Source organism: Azospirillum brasilense (genome assembly GCF_007827815.1).
Classification (GTDB): Bacteria; Pseudomonadota; Alphaproteobacteria; order Azospirillales; family Azospirillaceae; genus Azospirillum; species Azospirillum brasilense_C.
In genome coordinates, this window is the sequence record NZ_VITH01000010.1 from 256,288 (window position 1) to 273,542 (window position 17,255).

General features: G+C 72.5%; 9 protein-coding genes. 6 read left to right on the top strand and 3 right to left on the bottom strand.

Annotated elements, in window-relative coordinates:
* The first annotated feature begins 122 nt into the window (after positions 1-122).
* From FBZ83_RS21350 to FBZ83_RS21360, 3 genes are all read left to right on the top strand, one after another.
* Positions 123-1,493: an FAD-containing oxidoreductase gene (locus FBZ83_RS21350; RefSeq protein ID WP_145688409.1), complete on the top strand. Its 1,371-nt coding sequence runs from the start codon at positions 123-125 to the stop codon at positions 1,491-1,493.
* A 136-nt stretch (positions 1,494-1,629) separates the two neighbouring features.
* The gene (locus FBZ83_RS21355; RefSeq protein WP_145688416.1) at positions 1,630-2,232 is read left to right on the top strand and encodes a TetR/AcrR family transcriptional regulator; all 603 of its coding nucleotides are present in this window, start codon (positions 1,630-1,632) and stop codon (positions 2,230-2,232) included.
* A 98-nt stretch (positions 2,233-2,330) separates the two neighbouring features.
* Positions 2,331-3,554, top strand: coding sequence for a YbfB/YjiJ family MFS transporter (locus tag FBZ83_RS21360; RefSeq protein WP_145688424.1), 1,224 nt, complete (start codon positions 2,331-2,333; stop codon positions 3,552-3,554).
* 63 nt (positions 3,555-3,617) lie between these two features.
* Here FBZ83_RS21360 and FBZ83_RS21365 read toward each other — a convergent pair whose 3' ends face one another.
* The gene (locus FBZ83_RS21365) at positions 3,618-6,479 is read right to left on the bottom strand and encodes a glycosyltransferase (RefSeq protein ID WP_145688432.1); all 2,862 of its coding nucleotides are present in this window, start codon (positions 6,477-6,479) and stop codon (positions 3,618-3,620) included.
* A 2-nt stretch (positions 6,480-6,481) separates the two neighbouring features.
* Positions 6,482-7,711, bottom strand: coding sequence for a glycosyltransferase family 4 protein (locus tag FBZ83_RS21370; protein ID WP_247888417.1), 1,230 nt, complete (start codon positions 7,709-7,711; stop codon positions 6,482-6,484).
* Positions 7,712-7,835: 124 nt separating this feature from the next.
* Here FBZ83_RS21370 and FBZ83_RS21375 point away from each other — a divergent pair, with 124 nt between their 5' ends.
* A complete protein-coding gene (locus FBZ83_RS21375) occupies positions 7,836-11,642 on the top strand; it encodes a tetratricopeptide repeat protein (protein ID WP_145688445.1) in 3,807 nt (1,268 codons plus the stop codon).
* Here the strand turns inward: FBZ83_RS21375 and FBZ83_RS21380 are convergent.
* Positions 11,623-13,548, bottom strand: coding sequence for a tetratricopeptide repeat protein (locus tag FBZ83_RS21380; protein WP_145688453.1), 1,926 nt, complete (start codon positions 13,546-13,548; stop codon positions 11,623-11,625). The two genes, FBZ83_RS21375 and FBZ83_RS21380, sit on opposite strands and share 20 nt — an antisense overlap.
* A gap of 143 nt (positions 13,549-13,691) precedes the next feature.
* Here FBZ83_RS21380 and FBZ83_RS21385 point away from each other — a divergent pair, with 143 nt between their 5' ends.
* Positions 13,692-15,203: a tetratricopeptide repeat protein gene (locus tag FBZ83_RS21385; RefSeq protein WP_145688462.1), complete on the top strand. Its 1,512-nt coding sequence runs from the start codon at positions 13,692-13,694 to the stop codon at positions 15,201-15,203.
* Positions 15,200-17,059 carry a tetratricopeptide repeat protein gene (locus FBZ83_RS21390; protein WP_145688469.1) on the top strand — a complete coding sequence of 620 codons (1,860 nt, stop codon included), beginning with the start codon at positions 15,200-15,202 and terminating at the stop codon, positions 17,057-17,059. The genes FBZ83_RS21385 and FBZ83_RS21390 overlap by 4 nt, the downstream gene beginning before the upstream one ends.
* Positions 17,060-17,255: the final 196 nt, after the last annotated feature.

A 17,255-nucleotide genomic window follows, 5' to 3' on the forward strand; every position in this document is an offset into this window, starting at 1 on the left:
CCGGCCGTTGGCCCGGTCTTGACCGGCCTCCGCCCACACTTAGCTTTGCTTGCGGCCCGATCGGCGCCGGCATCCCCCCGTCGACGGTCACCGACACCCAGGTCCGGCTGCAGGAGAGCGCCATGGTCGACGCCATCATCATCGGAGCCGGCCAGGCCGGACCACCGCTCGCCGAGCGCCTCACCGCCGCCGGCATGACCGTCGCGGTCATCGAACGCAAGCACTTCGGCGGCACCTGCGTGAACACCGGCTGCACCCCGACCAAGACGCTGGTCGCCAGCGCCCGCGTCGCCCGGATGGCCCAGCGGGCCGCCGAATACGGCGTGATGCTGGACGGCCCGGTGCGCGTCGACATGGCCAGGGTCAAGGCGCGCAAGGACGCCGTCTCCGGCCGGTCGCGCCAGAACGTCGAGCGCTGGCTGCGCGGCATGCCCGGCTGCCGGGTGCTGCAGGGCCACGCCCGCTTCGAATCCCCCAACAGCGTGCGCGTCGGCGACGAGGTGCTGACGGCGGAGCGCATCTTCATCAACGTCGGCGCACGCGCCGCGGTGCCGGACATGCCGGGGGTGCGCGACGTCGGCCTCCTGACCAGCGGCACGATCCTCGACCTCGACCATGTTCCGCGCCATCTGGTGGTGGTCGGCGGCAGCTACATCGGCCTGGAATTCGCGCAGATGTACCGCCGCTTCGGCGCCGAGGTGACCGTCGTGGAGAAGGGCGACCGGCTGATCGCGCGCGAGGACCCCGACGTTTCCGCGGCGATCCGCGACCTGCTGGAGGCGGAGGGGGTGACGGTCCGCCTGTCGGCCGACTGCATCCGCTTCGCCCCGCACGACGACGGCGTGGAGGTGGGCGTGACCTGCGCCTCCGGAGCGCCTTCGGTGGTGGGAAGCCACGCGCTGCTGGCGGTGGGGCGCCAGCCCAACACCGACGACCTCGGGCTCGACCGCGCCGGGGTGGCGACCGACGCCCGGGGCACCATCACGGTGGACGACACGCTGCGGACCAACGTGCCGGGCATCTGGGCGATGGGCGACTGCAACGGGCGTGGCGCCTTCACCCACACCGCCTACAACGACTTCGAGATCGTCGCGGCGAACCTGCTCGATGGGGATCGGCGCAGCGTGGACGACCGCATCCAGGCCTACGCGCTCTACACCGACCCGCCGCTTGCCCGCGTCGGCATGACCGACGAGGCGGTCCGCCGCTCCGGCCGGCGCGCGCTGGTCGGCATGCGGCCGATGACCCGCGTCGGGCGCGCGGTCGAGAAGGGCGAGACACAGGGCTTCATGCGGATCGTCGTCGACGCCGACAGCCGGGAGATCCTGGGCGCCGCCATCCTCGGCCCCGGCGGCGACGAGGCCATCCACGGCGTGCTGGACCTGATGTACGCCAAGGCGCCCTACCCCACCTTGCAGCGCGCCGTCCACATCCACCCCACGGTGGCTGAACTGCTGCCGACCCTGCTGGGCGAGCTGAAGCCGTTGGACTAGCGGCCCGACGGCGGTGGTGGCGACAATGGCGGTGGCGCAGGGCAGTCCTGCGCTGGCGCAACGGCAAAATCCTTGACTGCCGCGCCCCCCGGTTTATTTTGGATCATATGATCTAAAACACCGGGAGGCGGTATCCATGGCTCGGCCGCGGACGTTCGATGAGACGGCGGTGCTGGACGCGGCGGTGGACCGCTTCTGGACCCAGGGGTACGAGGCGACCTCCACCCGCGAGCTGGCGGACAGCATGCGCATGACGCTCGCCAGCATGCACAACGCCTTCGGCGACAAGCGGGCGCTGTTCCGCCGCGCCCTGGAGCATTACCTGGACGGCTCGTTGCGCGCCCGCATCGCCCGGCACGAGGCGGCGCCGTCGCCGGCCATGGCCATCGCCGGCTTCCTGCGCGAAAGCATCGAGCGCTCGCTCGGCGACGGGTGCCGGCGCGGCTGCCTGCTGGTGAATTCCGCGCTGGAGGTCACGCCGGACAACCCCGACCTGCGCGACTTCCTGAACGCGGAACTGGCGACCATCGAGGATTTCTTCCGCCGCTGCCTCGACAGGGGGCGGCGGAGCGGCGAGATCCCGGCCGGCATCCCCGAGGGCGACGCGGCCCGCCTGCTCTTCTCCACCCTGTTGGGCATCCGCGTCCTGGCCCGCATCCGCCCCGAGCGCGACCTGCTGGAGGGGGCGGCGCGCGGCGCCCTGGCCAGCCTGGGGCTGCCGCCGATGCCGGACTTCTGAGCCGGAGTCCGGCCCCGCCGCGCCGGATCGCCCCCACCCATTTCCTCCCGGTCAACGGGCGGCCCGCTGCGGCGGAGCCGCAACAGGGACGTACGCCCATGAACAGGACCTCCGCAACCGCAGCCATGGACCGCCTCGACGGCGCCGCCTGGATGGCGACCCTCGCCGGCATGGCGGGAAGCCTCGTCGCCATCGGCTTGGCGCGCTTCGCCTACACGCCGCTGGTCCCCTCGCTGATCGGGGCGCATTGGTTCTCCGCCGCCGACGCGGTGACGCTGGGAGCGGCGAACTTCGCCGGCTATCTGGCGGGCGCCCTGCTCGGCCGGCCGCTGGCCAGCCGGCTGCCCAACCGGGCGCTGCTGCGGGCTCTGATGCTGACGGCCTCCCTCGCCTTCATCGCCTGCGCCTACCCGCTCTCGCTCGGCTGGTTCTTCGGCTGGCGCTTCGTCTCGGGCTTGGCCGGGGGCGCCATCATGGTCCTGGTCGCGACCACCATCCTGCCCCACATCCCGGCGGGACGGCGCGGCTTCGTCAGCGGGATGATCTTCCTCGGCATCGGGCTGGGGATCGCGGCCTCCGGCACCGCCGTGCCGGCGCTGATGCGGCTGGGGTTGCACGAGACGTGGCTGGGGCTGGGCGGGCTGTCGCTGCTGCTGACCGCCCTGTCCTGGTTCGGCTGGCCGCCGTCGGCGCCGCCGCAGGCGACCGCCGCCCCGCCGGTGGAGCACGCCCCGCGGCACGAAGGGCGGGTCCTCCGCTCGCTCTACGCCGAATACGCGCTGAACGCGCTGGGGCTGGTGCCGGTCATGCTGCTGCTGGTCGATTACGTCGCCCGCGGCCTGAACCAGGGCGCGGACGTCGGCGCCCTCTGCTGGGTCCTGTACGGCGTGGCGTCGGTGGCGGGACCGGTCATCGCCGGAACGCTGGCCGACCGCATCGGTTATGCCGCGGCCTACCGCATCGCCCTGCTGCTCCAGGCGGTCGCCGTGGCCGCCCTGGCGGTGAGCGGCCAGCCGCTGGTGGTCGGGATCGCGACGGTCGTCCTCGGCGCCCTGACGCCGGGCGTGGTTCCCCTGGTGCTCGGCCGCATCCATGAACTGCTGCCGCGCAGCCCGTCGGAACAGCGCGCCGCCTGGAGCCGGGCGACCACCGCCTTCGCCCTGTTCCAGGCGTTGGGCGGCTACGGCTACTCCTCCCTGTTCGCCCACAGCGGGGGGAGCTACGCCGCGGTCTTCCTGTGCGGCGCCGTCGCCCTGGTGGTGGCGCTGGGGACCGACATCGCCGTCAACGCCCGGCGCCTCCGCCGGCGGACGGAGGGTTGACCCCCGGATGGCGGCTCCGGCGGAGGGACCGCCCGTCCGGGCCTTGCCCTCTCTGTGCGGTGCTCAGATCAGGACCGGGGCGGCCCAGGGATCGTAGGGAACCAGGGCCCCACGCGTCGGGTCGGGCCGATGGAAGCCGCCGGCGCCGCGGTTGAGCATGGTCGCGACGAAGGAGAAGGAGCTGTTGGAGATGGCCACCCGGTCGGCGTGGCAGAGGACGTGGAAATCGGTGAAGAATTCCGCCCCCGCGACCGGCTCGGCGAGGTCGCGGCCGGTGACGGGGCGGTAGGCGGCGAACGCCGGCACCTCGGCCGGGTCGTCGGTCGCGATGAACAGGAGCGGCCGGTCGAGCGTCGGCCAGACGGTCTCCAGCCAGCGCAGATACCAGGACGTCGGGGCGATCCAGAACCGCCCCCAGCCGAAGTCCCCGCGCCGCAGGTGCAGCGCCACGATGGTCCGTCCAGCACCGCGCAGACGGCCGAGCAGCGCGTCCGCATGGGATTGGAGATGACGGCCCGGCGTGAACAGCGTGCGGAACTCCTCCTTGAACGGCGCCAGGGGCGTGGTGTCGCCGCAGAAATAGCCGGACACGTCGCGGTCCGCCAACGCCGCGGCGGGCGCGCCGGAGAGCCCGGCGATCACGGCACGCTCCCCGTCCGCCTCCGCCACGCGCGGCAGCGCGGGGCCGGGCAGCGGATCGTCGTGGTCGTACAGGTGGCGGCCGAGCCAGGGGGGAACCTCCAGGGTGAGGCCGTGCCGGGCCGCGTAGAGGCGCAGGGCGCCGTACTGGAGGAGCTGGTTGCCGAAGCGTCCGTTGCGCCCGAGGGCGGTCGAGGCGAGGCGGCACCCCGGCCCGCCCGCCGCCACCGGTGACGGCGGCGGTCCCCAGCGACGCGCCAAGAGGGACAGCGCGCGGCGGGTGAAGGCCGCGCCGAACCCGGGGTTGCAGCGGATCGCCCGCTCCCAGGCCACCAGAGCGGCGTCGGGATGGCCGAGCGATTCCAGGGCCTCGGCCAGCGCCGCGTGGCCGTTGTACAGCTCCGGGCCGAGCCGCACAGCCTGCCGGGCGTGCTCCACCGCCGCCGCCGCATCGCCGAGGGCCAGGGCGGCGTCCGCACAGTCCGCGTTGAGATCGGGCCGCATCGGGTCCAGCCGGAGCGCGCGCTCCAGTTCCCGCGCGCCCTGCCGGTCCTGCCCGAGCCGGCGGCTCGCACGCCCCAGCAGGGTCTGGGCGTTGGTGAGGCCCGGCTGGAGCGTCAGGGCACGGCGCAGCCGGGGCACAGCCTGGGCATGGGCGTCGGCGCCGACCAGCATGGAGCCGAGATTGCACCACGCGGCGGCCGCGCCGGGGTGAAGGCGCGCGACCGCCCCGAAGGCCCCCAGCGCAAGCCGGTCGCGCCGCAGCCGGTGCGCGAGCAACCCCAACTCGAACCAGGCTTCGGTGCGGCCGGGGTCCTCGGCGGCGGCGCGGGTCAGCGCGGCGACCGCGCGATCGGGCTGCCCGGACTGGATGGCCTCCTTCGCCACCGCCACGAGGTTGATGGCGCCCGGGGCAATGGGTAGGGGGGCAGTGGGGACAGGGTCGATGGCACGCGGGGCGTCCCGGCTTTCCGAAAGGTCCGCCGCCGGGGTCGGAGACGGACCCCCGGCTTTCCCCTTGGCCGTGAGAAACGGCGGTCCGGTCCAGCCGCCGTCGCGCAGAAGCGCGTCTCTCCTGGCGTTCAGCGCGTGGAGGTGGCGCTGGGTCAGGATCTCGATCGCGACGAAGCGGGAGTCGGACGTGACCTGCTCGGTCGGCTTGGCGCCGCTGGTCATCGTCTGGCGCTGCCGCGCCAGGGCGTTGTCCGCCCGCATCGTGTAGTGGACCGTCTTCTCCGCGATCCGGACGCCGCCGAACATGCTGTGAAGCGCCCGGCCGTAGGCCACGTCGTCGGCCACGGCCGGGTGGAACGGCGCCTCCTCCGGGAAGCCGCCGATCATGTCGTGGCAGACACGCCGAACGCAGAGGTTGCAAGGGTAGCTCAGCTCCGACGCCTCGCGCCACGCGGGGGTGATCTCATGGTCGATGCTGTCGAACCGCATCCCAGTGCGGACGAACCCGGCGTCGGGGGTATGGTCCAGCACCGTCGCCGTCAGCAGGAAATGCCGCTCGAAGAAGTAATCGTCGGCGTCGAGGAACCAGATGTACCGGCCGAGCCCCGCGGCGGCGCCGATGTTGCGCGACCGCCCCGCCCCCTGGTTGCGGTTGTTCGCGATCAGCGCGACGCTCTGCTCCGGATGCTCCCGCGCCCAGCGCAGGACCCGCGACGCCGTCCCGTCGGGGGAGGCGTCGTCGACGACGCAGACATGGATCCGCGCCCGCGGGTCCCGCACCGCCTCGCGGTAGACGCGGGCCGCCGCCGCGACGCTGTCCAACGCCCGTTCGATGGTGTCCTCCATCCGGTGCGCGGGGATCACCACGGTGCCGAGAACGTCGGTGTCGGCCTTGTGGCGCGCGATCCCCCTCAGGGCGACCCCCAGACCGCAGTCCCCGGAGCCCGCGGCCGCGTGAAGCCGCTCGGCCTCCGCGTCGCGCCCCTGGACCAGCCGCAAGATGCCCAGCGCGCGGGCGAGGCTGCCCTGTGGCGGGACGAGGCGAACGAAGGGCTCCAGCAGCGTTGCCGCCGCGTCGGTCGCCCCCTCCTGCACGCGCGCCAGGGCCTGGCTGGCGGCAACGCTCAGGGGCTCCCCGATCTGACGGCCGAGCGCCTCGACGTCGCCGTGCAGGCGGGCCGCCCGGACGAACAGCGCGATCGCCCGCAGGCCGTCGCCCGCCGCGCGGGCGGCATGCGCCGCGTGCTGCCACGCGACCGCGTCGGCCGGGTCGTTCGCCAGCGCCCGCCGGTGGATAGGAACCCCTTCCGTGGCCTCGGCATCCCGCGCCATCCCTAGGCCACCGCCGCCACGAAGGTTTCGGCGAAGGCGCGCCACGTCCGCTCGCCGCGCAGGAAGGCCCGCGCCGCATCGGCGCGGGCGCGGGCAGCGGCGCGGTCCGTATAGAGGGTTTCGAGATGGGCGACGGCCTCCTCGACGGAGGATTCCCCCCACCCGCGGCGCCGGCCGCCTTGACCTGATGCGGGGTCGGACACCGGGTCCTGCCGGGACAGCGGCAGGCAGTTGCCGTCGCGGATCAGGTCGAGATGGCCGGTGTTGGCCGACAGGATGACCGGCACGCCGCAGGCCATCGCCTCCATGGCGACGAGGTTGGTCGCCCCTTCGCAGCGGTTGGGGAAGAGGGCGGCGTGGCAGTCCGCCAGGATGGCGGCGATCTGGCCGCGCTTGAGAAAGCCCATGTCGACGAAGCCCTCCGGTGGCACGCCACAATCCATCGCCCACTCCACGATGCGCAGCTTGCGGTTGTCGCCAACGGCAGGAGCGGAGGGCACCAGCGGAGACTCGGCGATGTCGGTCGAGGTGTGCGGCCAGGGGTTGTGCCACGCGGTGACCAGAAGCGCATCGGGATGGCGTTCATGGAACCGGCGGAAAGCGGCGAGCACGATGTCCTGCCCCTTGCGGAACTCGATCTTCCCGCCCGAGAAGACGACGAAGCGGTCGCCAAAGCGCCCGGCCGGAGGGACCGGCGCCAGTTCGTCCGGGTCCACGCCCTGGAAGGCGCAGCCGACGTCGGTGATGCCCTGTTCGGCCAGCAGCGCCCGGTTGTACTCGGAATGGACCACGAGCTTGTCGTAGCTCCGCGCGCGGCGCAGCGTGTCCTCGTCGAACAGGGTGTCCTCGAAGGCGATGACCCCGACGTTGCGGCTGCCGCGGAACCGGGCGGAGAACGGCCCGGCGACGAAGCCGTTGCCGAGCGCGTGCAGGACGGTGCAGTCGTTGAGGCCGAGCATGCGGTTGCCCGACCGCTCGGCGATGGCGGTGATCTGCCGATGACCGTCCATCAGGCTTTCCAGCTTTTCCCGGTTCTCCGGCCGCAGGGAGGACAGAAGCGGTTTTTCCAGCAGGAGCGGCGGGCGTCCCTGGTCGATCAGATGCAACGCCGTATGGACGCCGACCAGACCCCAGCCGTGGACCTCCGAAAGCTGCCACGTCAATGCCAGATTCTGCGCCAGATTTTGCTCCACGCGCGGGGTCCCGCCATCCACCGCTGCCAACTCCGTCACGCGCCACACATCCTTTTTGCCCATGGCCTTGGATGGTAGGATAGCAGAACGCGGGCGCTGATCCACAGCGCGAGCCGCTGTTCCGCGCCAGCCATCACGTGCGAGCCAGTCAGCCCGAGCCAGCATGACCGTCAAGATCGCCTTTCTCGACCCGGCGGGTGGGGACTACACGCCGGACACGCCAAGGCTGCACCCGCTCGGCGGCTCGCAGTCGGCCCTGTGCTACCTCGCCGAGGCGCTGGCCGCCGCCGGGCTTGAGGTCACGCTGGTCAACGGCACACGGACGCCCGGCCTGGTGCGCGGGGTGCGCTGCCTGCCCGCCGGCGCGGTGTCCTGGGAGGACCTGCGCGCCTTCGACGTCGTGGTGCTGCTCAACGGCTGTCCGACGGAGGCGCTGACCCGGCTGCGCGCGACCCTCGACGGCGGGCGGAAGCTGCTTCTGTGGATGCAGCACGCGGTCGACCAACCCGCCGCCCAATGCCTCGCCGAGCCGGAGGCCCGCGCCTGCTGGGACGGCTACGCCTTCGTCAGCCGCTGGCAGATGGACGGCTACGTCACGGCGTTCGGCCTCGACCGCCGGCTCTGCCGCATCCTGCGCAACGGCATCGCGCCCGCCTTCTCCGGCCTGTTCCCGCCAGGGGCCGACATCAGGGCGGCGAAGCCCTGGCCGCCGGTCCTGGCCTACACCAGCACGCCCTTCCGCGGCCTCGACGTGCTGCTCGACAGCGTTCCCCGCCTGCGGGCGGCGATCCCCGGAACCACCGTCCGGGTGTTCTCCAGCCTGGACGGCTATCAGGTTCCCGCCGACCGCGACCCCTACGGCGCCCTCTACCGGCGCTGCCGGGAGACCGAGGGCGTGGAGTATGTGGGGGCGGTCTCCCAAAGCGCCCTGGCCGAAGCCTTGCGCGACGCGACCGGCCTCGCCTACCCCAACCGCTTCGCCGAGACCTCCTGCATCGCCGTCATGGAGGCGCTGGCCGCCGGCTGCCTCATCGTGTCCAGCGCGCTGGGGGCGCTGCCGGAAACCACGGCCGGCTTCGCCCGGCTGATCCCGGTGCCGGAGGACCCGGCGGAACACGCCGTCCGCTTCGCCGAAGCCGCCCGGACGGCCCTGCTCCAGTGGCGCGACGAGGGCGCGGCCACCGGCCGCCGGCTTCGCGAACAGGTGGATCACGTCAGCACCGGGATGAGCTGGGCCGGAAGGGCCGGGGACTGGCTGGCGTGGTTCGACGAGCTGAGAGGCGATCGCAAGGATGCTCCAGCGGCGGGCACGGCGGGGGCGGCCGTCACCGCCAGTCTGGCCGATGCGCAGCAGCGCCTGCTGAACGCCCTGAGCACCCACCTGAACGCCCGCCCTCCAGCCGAGGAGGAACTGGCCTGGCGGGCGGAGGCGCGGGCGCTGATCGCGCTCGTCGAGCAGTCCCTGCGGCTTGACCACAACACGGAGGAGAACCGGTCGGCCGTCTGGACGACGCTGCGCGGGTTCGACGCTTGGTTCGCCTACGTCACGACGCTGACGGACACGCCGCCGCCCGCGGCCCCGCCACCCGGCGGGCGCCGGATCTACGACTGCTTCCAGTTCTACAACGAACTGGACCTCCTGGAGGTGCGGCTGGCCGAGCTGGACGCGGTGGTTGACCGCTTCGTCCTGGTCGAGGCGACCTTCACCCACGCCGGCGATCCCAAGCCCCTCCATTACGCGGAAAACCGCGCGCGGTTCGCGGCCTACGCCGACAAGATCATCCACGTCGTCGTCGACGACGATCCCGGCGGCTTCGCGTGGCAGCGCGAGGCCCACCAGCGCGACGCGATCACCCGCGGCCTCGGCGGCTGCGACCCGACGGACATGATCATCGTCTCGGACGCCGATGAGATCCTCCGCCCCTGGGTGATCGAGCGGCTGCGCCGGGAACCGGACGACGGCCGCTCGCTGTTCGCTCCGCACCTCGACATCTTCCTGTATTTCCTCGACCTCAAGTCGCCCGATCCCTGGGTGTCGGTGGCCGCCGCGCCCTGGGAGCTGATCCGCCGGATCGGCGCCAACCGCGCCCGCTACCTGACCAAGCTGGGGCATGGGCGCGTCGTCCCGGACGCCGGCTGGCATTTCACCTGGATGGGCGGGATCGAGCGCTTCCGCGCCAAGCTGCAGGCCTTCGCGCACCGCGAGATGATCGCGGCCTTCGATCAGGACCCGGCGGCGAACCGCGAACGGCTGGACCGCTTCTACGCCACCGGGCGCTTTGACGGCGGTGCGGTTCCCGGCATGTGGACGGCCGTGGTTCCCGTCCCCATCGACGCCGGCTTCCCGCGGCTGATCCGCGAGCGGATCGACCATTTCCGCGCGCTCGGCTGGATCTCGCCGGACGCCGGCCCGCCGGTCCCACCGGAGCCGGTCGCGAACTCCGGGTCGGAGCATCGTCGTGCTCTGGTCCTCGACCCCGCCTCCATCGACGCCTTCCATGCCCTGGCGATGGAGCGGCTCGGCCGCAACACACCGGAGGAGGCGGTCAGGCCGCTGCGCCGCTGCGCCTCCCTCGATCCCTTCGGCACCTTCCACCGCTCCCACCTCGCCCACGCGCTGCTGATGCGCCAGCGCTACGGCGAGGCGGAGGACGTGCTGCGGGAGTTGGTCCGCCTCGCCCCCGACGACCATCGCGCCCGCGCCAACCTGGGCATCGCGCTGAAGAATCTGGGCCGCCACGACGAGGCGGTCGGCGTCGGCCGGCAGGCGCAGGCGCTGGCCCCCGCCGAACCCGGCGTGCTCAGCAATCTGGGGCTCGCTCTTTCCCTGCGGACCGGCGGGGACGAAGAGGCGGCCCGCGTCCTGCATCGGGCGGTGGCGATCGACGCGGATTTCACCACGGCCCGGCTGAATCTCGGGCTGGTGCTCAGCAAGCTGCGGCGCATCGGGGAGGCGGAGGCCGAGTGCCACCGCCTCCTCGACCGCGACCCCGACCATGCCGAGGCGCACACCCTGCTGGGCACCTGCCTGCTGCTGCGCGGCGAGCTGGAGGCGGGATTCCGGGAATACGAATGGCGCACCCGTCTGGCCGACCGTCAGGTCGCGCCGCGCGGCCTGCCGACCCCGGTGTGGGAGGGTGGAAACCCGGAGGGCCTGACCATCCTGCTGCACGACGAACAGGGGCTCGGCGACGGCATCCAGTTCGCCCGCTACGCCCCCCTGCTGCGCCGCCGGGGCGCCCGCGTGCTCGTCGAGTGCAGCGAGCTGCTCGTCCGCCTGTTCGCCACGCTCCCCGGTGTGGACGGGGTCGTCGGCCGCTCCGACGCGCCACCGCCGCACGACGTCCACGCCGCTCTGCTCAGCCTGCCCCACCGGCTCGGCACCACGCTGGCGACCGTCCCCGCCGAGGTCCCCTACCTGCACGCCGAACCGGACAGGGTCGGGTTCTGGCGGCAGAGGCTGGGTCGGAAGACAGGAGAACGGTTGCGGGTCGGGCTGGTGTGGGCCGGCAACCCCGAGTTCAAGGACGACCGCCGGCGTTCGCCGGGGCTGGCCGCCCTGCGGCCGCTGCTGGACGTTCCGGGCGTCGCCTTCTACGGCCTTCAAAAGGGGGCCGGACGGCGGGACCTGGAGACCTGCGGCCCGCTGCCGTCCTCCTTCACCGACCTCGGCGCGGAGATCGCCGACTTCGCCGACACCGCGGCGATCATGGAAAACCTCGACCTCGTCATCAGTTCCTGCACCGCGCCGGCCCATCTGGCCGGGGCGCTCGGCCGGCCGGTCTGGACCCTGCTGCCGGACATCGCCGACTGGCGCTGGCTGGAGCGCGGCGACACCACCCCCTGGTACCCGACCATGCGCCTGTTCCGTCAAGCGGCGCCGGGCGACTGGGCATCCGTCGTCGTCGACGTGCGGGCGGCGCTGGAGCAGGCCGCGGCCAAAGCCTTGGCTACAGGGACGGCACCGTGAAGGACTCCGGCGGCAGGCCGGCGGCGTGCCGGTTCCACATCGTCCGGTAGGCCATCTCCAGGTGACGGGTGAAGCGGGGGCTGTCGAACAGCGGCGCCGTTGCCCGCCCGGCGTCGAGGCGGCGGCGGTAGCCGGCGAGCCTCGCCGGATCGCCGGCCAGCCGGACCGCCAGCGCCTCGTAGGCATCAGCGCTGGTGGTGACCGTCTCGGGCAGGCCGGCGGCGTTCAGCAGACCGGCGGCCACACGCGACGCGAAGGTATCCCCCATCCGCGTCACCACCGGCAGCCCCATCCACAGGGCGTCCGAAACGGTGGTGTGGCCGGTGTAGGGAAAGCTGTCGAGGAACAGGTCGGCCAAGCGGTAGCGGGCGAGGTGCGCGGCCTGCGGTCGGTGGGGGGCGAAGACCAGACGGTCGGGGTCGTCCCCGCGCCGCACCGCCTCCCGCCGCAGGTTGTCCACACCCTCACGGCCGGGATGCTGCAGCCACAGCACACTCCCCGGCACCCGCCCCAGAACCCGCATCCACAACCCGAATTGCGACGGCGTGACCTTGAACGGCGCGTTGAACGCGCAGAAGACGAAACCGTCCGGCGGCAGGCCGCAGGCGGCGCGCTCCGGCAGCGGCGCGTCCAACGGCCGGCGCCGGTCGTTGACCTGATAGGAGTCCGGCATGATGACCAGCCGCTCCCGGTAATGGGGCTGATGCTCCGGCGGCGTGACGAAGCGGTCGCCGATGAGATAGTCGACGGCGTCGCCGCCCATCGGCCCCGGATAGCCGAGATAGGCGACCTGCACCGGCGCGAGCCGGCGCGCCAGGAGATCGAAGCGGACGTGCCGCGTGTAGCCCTTCAGATCCACCGAGATGTGGACGCCCTCGGCCGCGAGCAGCGCCTGCACCGCATCGGCATCGGTCCCGCGGATGTCGTGGAAGGTGTCAAAGGCGGCCTCCAGCCGACGGCGCATCGGGCCGCCGTCGTCGGGACCGTAGGAACAGGCGATGACGCGAAAGCGGTTGCGGTCGTGCAGCTCGAACAGCTCGGCCGCCAGATAGGCGGTGGCGTGCTCATGAAAGTCGGCGGAGAGGTAGGCGACGGTGAGCCGGCCATCGGGACCGGGAGCCGGCGCCACCGGAGCCGCCGCGACGGCTTGCGGGGTGCCCATCGGTCGCACCACCGCACGGTGGAAATGGCGGGCGGCGCGGTCCTGCTGCGCCGGGCTGGTGTCGATCAGCAGGGTGAGCAGCGGCAGGGCGATCCCCCGGTCGCTGTCGATGACCGCCAGCACCTCTTGGCACAGGGCGTCGTACGCGCTCCAGTCGCAGTGGGAGAGGGCGGCATGGAGCCGGTCGCCGAGGGATTCGGTGCGGCCGGGATCGAGCCGGCAGGCCCGCCCGTAGGCGGTCGCCGCCGCGCCGAACGCGCCGCCATCGCGCCACGCGTGGCCGGACTCGCGCCACGCCTCGGCGTTGTCCGGCGACAGCGCCACCGCCCGGCGCAGGGCGGTCCGCGCCGCCACGGTCCGGCCCAGTTCGCGAAGCATCGCGCCGAGAGCGGTGACCTGCCCGGCATCGGCCGGTCGGGGGGACAGCCGGATCGCCCGCGCCTGGAGCGCCACTGCCTCGGCAAGACGGCCCCGGCGGCGCAGCACAAGCGCCAGATTGAGGCAGGCGTCGGTCAGATCCGGCTCCAGGGCGAGGGTGACGGCGAAGCGGCGCTGCGATTCCTCCATCCGCCCCAGCGCGAAGGCGACGACACCCAGAAGGAAGGAGGCGCCGGGATGGTCGGGCTTGACGGCCAGGATCGCACGGCACACCGCGCCACACTCGGCGTGCCGTCCGTCCTGGTGCAGCGTCACGGCGTAGCCCAGCGCTTCGGCGGGGGATGCAAAGTGCCGGGCCGTGGTCATGCTTCCCCTCGGTGCCGCCGCCCCTCCCAGCGCACCGGTGCGGGAGTGGCCGGGGAGCGTGAATTCCTCACGAAAAGAGTTACCATCCGGCGCGGCATTTCCAAACCCATTTGCCGGGTCGACCAATCGGATGGAGAGGGCAGGTGATCGAAGAGGCGTCGGGCGGGTCCGGCGAGGCGTTCGGCCGATGCTTCGGCTCCGGCCTCGGTCACGTCGAGGCCGAATCGCTGGACCAGGCGGCGCGCTCCTTTCAGGCGGCGGCGGCGATCCGGCCCGAGCATCCGGTGGTCTGGTTCGTCTTGGGGACGGTCCTGCGCGGCCTGGGGCGCCTGGACAGGGCCGCGCCGGCGCTGCGGGCCGCCCATCGCCTGCGGCCGGACGATGCCGACACGCTGTTCCAGTACGCATCGCTGCTGATCGAGCGCCGCCTCCCCGGAGAGGCGATGGCGCCGCTTCTCCGGCTCGTTGCGCTGCGCCCCGATTACCCGGAGGCGGCGTTCACCCTGGGCAACGCGCTGATGGCCGTGGACGAGACCGAACGGGCCGAAGCCGCCTACCGGTTGGCCGTCCTGCTGGAACCGGGCGCGGCGGCGGCCAACAACAACCGGGGGGCGGCGATTCTCTCCCAAGGCCGGCCGGAGGAGGCCGCGGTCAGCTACCGTCGGGCCGTCCATATCGAGCCGGCGTCGCCTGAACATCACAAGAATCTCGGCGTCAGCCTGCTCACCGCCGGAAACTTCGAGGACGGCGCGCCCGAGTATGAATGGCGCAGCCGGCAAGCCGTCTGGCAATGGAACCGCGAGCGTCCCGGCACGCCGCTGTGGGACGGCGGCCCGCTGGCGGGCAAGACCATCCTGGTCCATTTCGAGCAGGGGCTCGGCGACACCGTGCAGTTCATCCGCTACATGGCGGTGCTCAAGGCCATGGGCGCCCGCACCGTCTTTGAATGCCAGCCCCCGCTCAAGCGCCTCCTCGCCGGTGTTCCCGGCATCGATGCGCTGGTCGCGCACGGCGAGCCGCTTCCCGAGGCCGATTGCCTCCTGCCCCTGATGAGCCTGCCCCACCGCTGCCGGACGACGGCGGCGACGATTCCCTGCGGCGTTCCGTATCTGCGGGCCGATCCGGACCGCGTGGCCTTCTGGCGGCGGCGGATCGCCGAGGCGGGTCGGCCGGGAGACTTGCGTGTGGGCATCCAGTGGCGCGCCGCGGGGACCGACCGCTCGATTCCACTGGAACGCTTCGCACGCTTGGCGCACCTTTCCGGGGTGCGGCTGTTCAGCCTGCAGAAGGCGGACGGCCCCGGCCGGTGGGAGCGGCCCGACGACCCTCCGGGAATCGTTTCGCTGCCGGACAGGGACGGGAAAGGCGAGGATGAAGGGTTTGTCGACACCGCCGCGATCATCGAGTCCATGGACCTGATCGTCGCCTGCGATTCCGTGGTCGGCCACATCGCCGGAGCCATGGGGCGCCCGGTGTTCTTGGCCTTGCCCTGGCTGGGCGACTGGCGCTGGATGCGCCTTCCCGACCGCACGCCCTGGTATCCGGCGACCCGCCTGTTCCGCATGACGCGCCGGAACGACTGGGATGGGGTGATGGCCCGGATTGCCGCCGAGATCACCGCCAAAGCCGCCCGGCGCGCCGTGGGGACGCCATGACGGGCAGCACCACGGCGGGCACTGGGGGGGCGGGCAGCGCGGCGGCCGGCATCGAGGCGGCGTCCCGGCTTTATCAGGCCGGGCGGTTGGCCGAGTCCATCGACACCTGCCGGGCCGTGCTCGCGGTGGAGCCGCGACAGCCCGAGGCGCTCAACCTGCTGGGCGTCGCGCTGTTCTCGGCCGGCCAGGACGGCGCGGCCAGGGAGGTGCTGTGCGAGGCTGCCCGCATCGATCCGCTCAGCTCCGCGGCGCTGACCAACCTCGGCATCGTCCTGCAGCACCGCCGGGAATGGTCGGCCGCCGCGCGCACCCTACGCGCGCTGGCGGCGCTGCAGCCGGAGGCCGCAACCGCCGTCAGCCGGTTGGGCGTGGTGTCGCAGGAAACGGGGGACCTGGACGGTTCCGCCCGGTTGCTGAGGCGCGCCGCGCGCCTCAACCCCGACGCGGGCGTGCAGTGGTACAATCTTGGCTTGGTCTCGATGCTCACCGGCGACATGGCGGCGGCGGCCCGGGCTCTGCGCCGGGCGATCGCCATCGCGCCCGATGGCGCTTCCGCTCAGAGCCAGCTTGGCGAAACGCTGCTTCGCCTCGGGCGGCTGGACGAGGCTTCCCGGGCCTTCCAGCGCGCGCTCCGGCTCGACTCGTCCGCCGTTGATCCGACCATCGGGCTGGCCCGCTGCGGGCGTTACCGGACCGCCGCATCGGCGGTGCGGGCCCCGGAGTCGAAGACAGGGTCGAAAGCAGTGCCGGAACCAGGACTGGCGGTCCGCGGCGCGCTCGAAAGCGCCACGGGCTACGGCTATTTCTGCCAGCGCTTCATCCGGACGCTGCGCCAACGGGCCGTGCCCCTCCAGGCGATCGGGATCTTCGGTCATGAATCCTGGAAAGAGGAAAATCTCGACCCGCCGGTTCCCGCCAAGGCCCTGGTGAACTTCCTCATCCCGCTGGCGGTCGAGCGCGTGCCCGGCCTGGCCACGGTGACCTACACGATGTTCGAGGGAACCCGGATACCGCCGGCGTGGCGGCGCCAGAGCGAGCACAGCGATCTCATCATCGTGCCGACGGAGTCGTCCCGCATGGCCTGGGCGGCGCAGGGCTTTCCGGAGGATCGTCTGCGGGTTTGTCCCCTGGGGGTCGATCCGGAGGACTCCGATGGCGGCAGCGGCGTGCCAACTCTGGTCGATCCGCGCGGACGGCTGGTCTCCAGCTACCGGCACCGCTTCATCAATGTCTCGGATTTCATTCCCCGCAAGAACATCGACGGGCTGCTGCGGGTCTGGCTGCGCGCCACCGCGCGCGGCGACGACGCGGTGCTCATCCTCAAGCTGGGCAAGGGGAACAACCCGGCCTTCGCCGCGGAACTTGGTGAACTGGTCCTCCGGACGGAGGCCGCCGTCGGGAAGCGGATGGCCGACGCGGCGCCGGTGGTGCTGATCAACCAGCTCCTGTCGGACGCCGACATGGCTGGGCTGTTGCGGGCGGCGACCCATTACTGGAGCATGTCGCACGGCGAGGGCTGGGACCTGCCACTCTCCAAGGCCGGGGCGCTGGGGTTGAGCCTGATCGCGCCGCGCCACTCATCCTACATGGATTACCTCGACGATCGGGTGGCCCGGCTGATCCCGGCGTCCGTCCGCCCCGCCCGCCTGCCCTACAGCACGGAGCACTACGCGCCGTTCCACGGGCTCGACTGGTGGGACCCGGACGAGGACGCCGCCGTCGAAATCCTCGGCGCCATCATCCACGGCGACGACTCCGGCCGCCCGTCGGCCCGCGACCATCTGGTGCAGGGCTTCACCTGGGCCCGCGCGGCGGAGCGCCTGCTCGCCATCCTCGACGACGCCGGCCTGCGCTGAACGGAAAACCGGCCGAAGCGACTCTGGTGAGGGCTTTGGCGCTCCGACCGGCGTGAGGGCGGCGGCCCCCGAACGAGGAGGCCGCCGCCGATGGGTTGCGGGCGTCGCTCCTGTTGTCAGGCGAACCAGGCGGCGACGTTGCCGGTCTGTCCGACGATGGTGATGCGGTTGCCCCCGCCGACGTCGAGGGTGGTGT

Bases quoted from the DNA above. Each gene is read 5' to 3' on its own strand.
- FBZ83_RS21350 (WP_145688409.1), top strand. From the start codon at position 123: ATGGTCGACGCCATCATCATCGGAGCCGGCCAGGCCGGACCACCGCTC.
- FBZ83_RS21355 (WP_145688416.1), top strand. From the start codon at position 1,630: ATGGCTCGGCCGCGGACGTTCGATGAGACGGCGGTGCTGGACGCGGCG.
- FBZ83_RS21360 (WP_145688424.1), top strand. From the start codon at position 2,331: ATGAACAGGACCTCCGCAACCGCAGCCATGGACCGCCTCGACGGCGCC.
- FBZ83_RS21365 (WP_145688432.1), bottom strand. From the start codon at position 6,479: ATGGCGCGGGATGCCGAGGCCACGGAAGGGGTTCCTATCCACCGGCGG.
- FBZ83_RS21375 (WP_145688445.1), top strand. From the start codon at position 7,836: ATGACCGTCAAGATCGCCTTTCTCGACCCGGCGGGTGGGGACTACACG.
- FBZ83_RS21380 (WP_145688453.1), bottom strand. From the start codon at position 13,548: ATGACCACGGCCCGGCACTTTGCATCCCCCGCCGAAGCGCTGGGCTAC.
- FBZ83_RS21390 (WP_145688469.1), top strand. From the start codon at position 15,200: ATGACGGGCAGCACCACGGCGGGCACTGGGGGGGCGGGCAGCGCGGCG.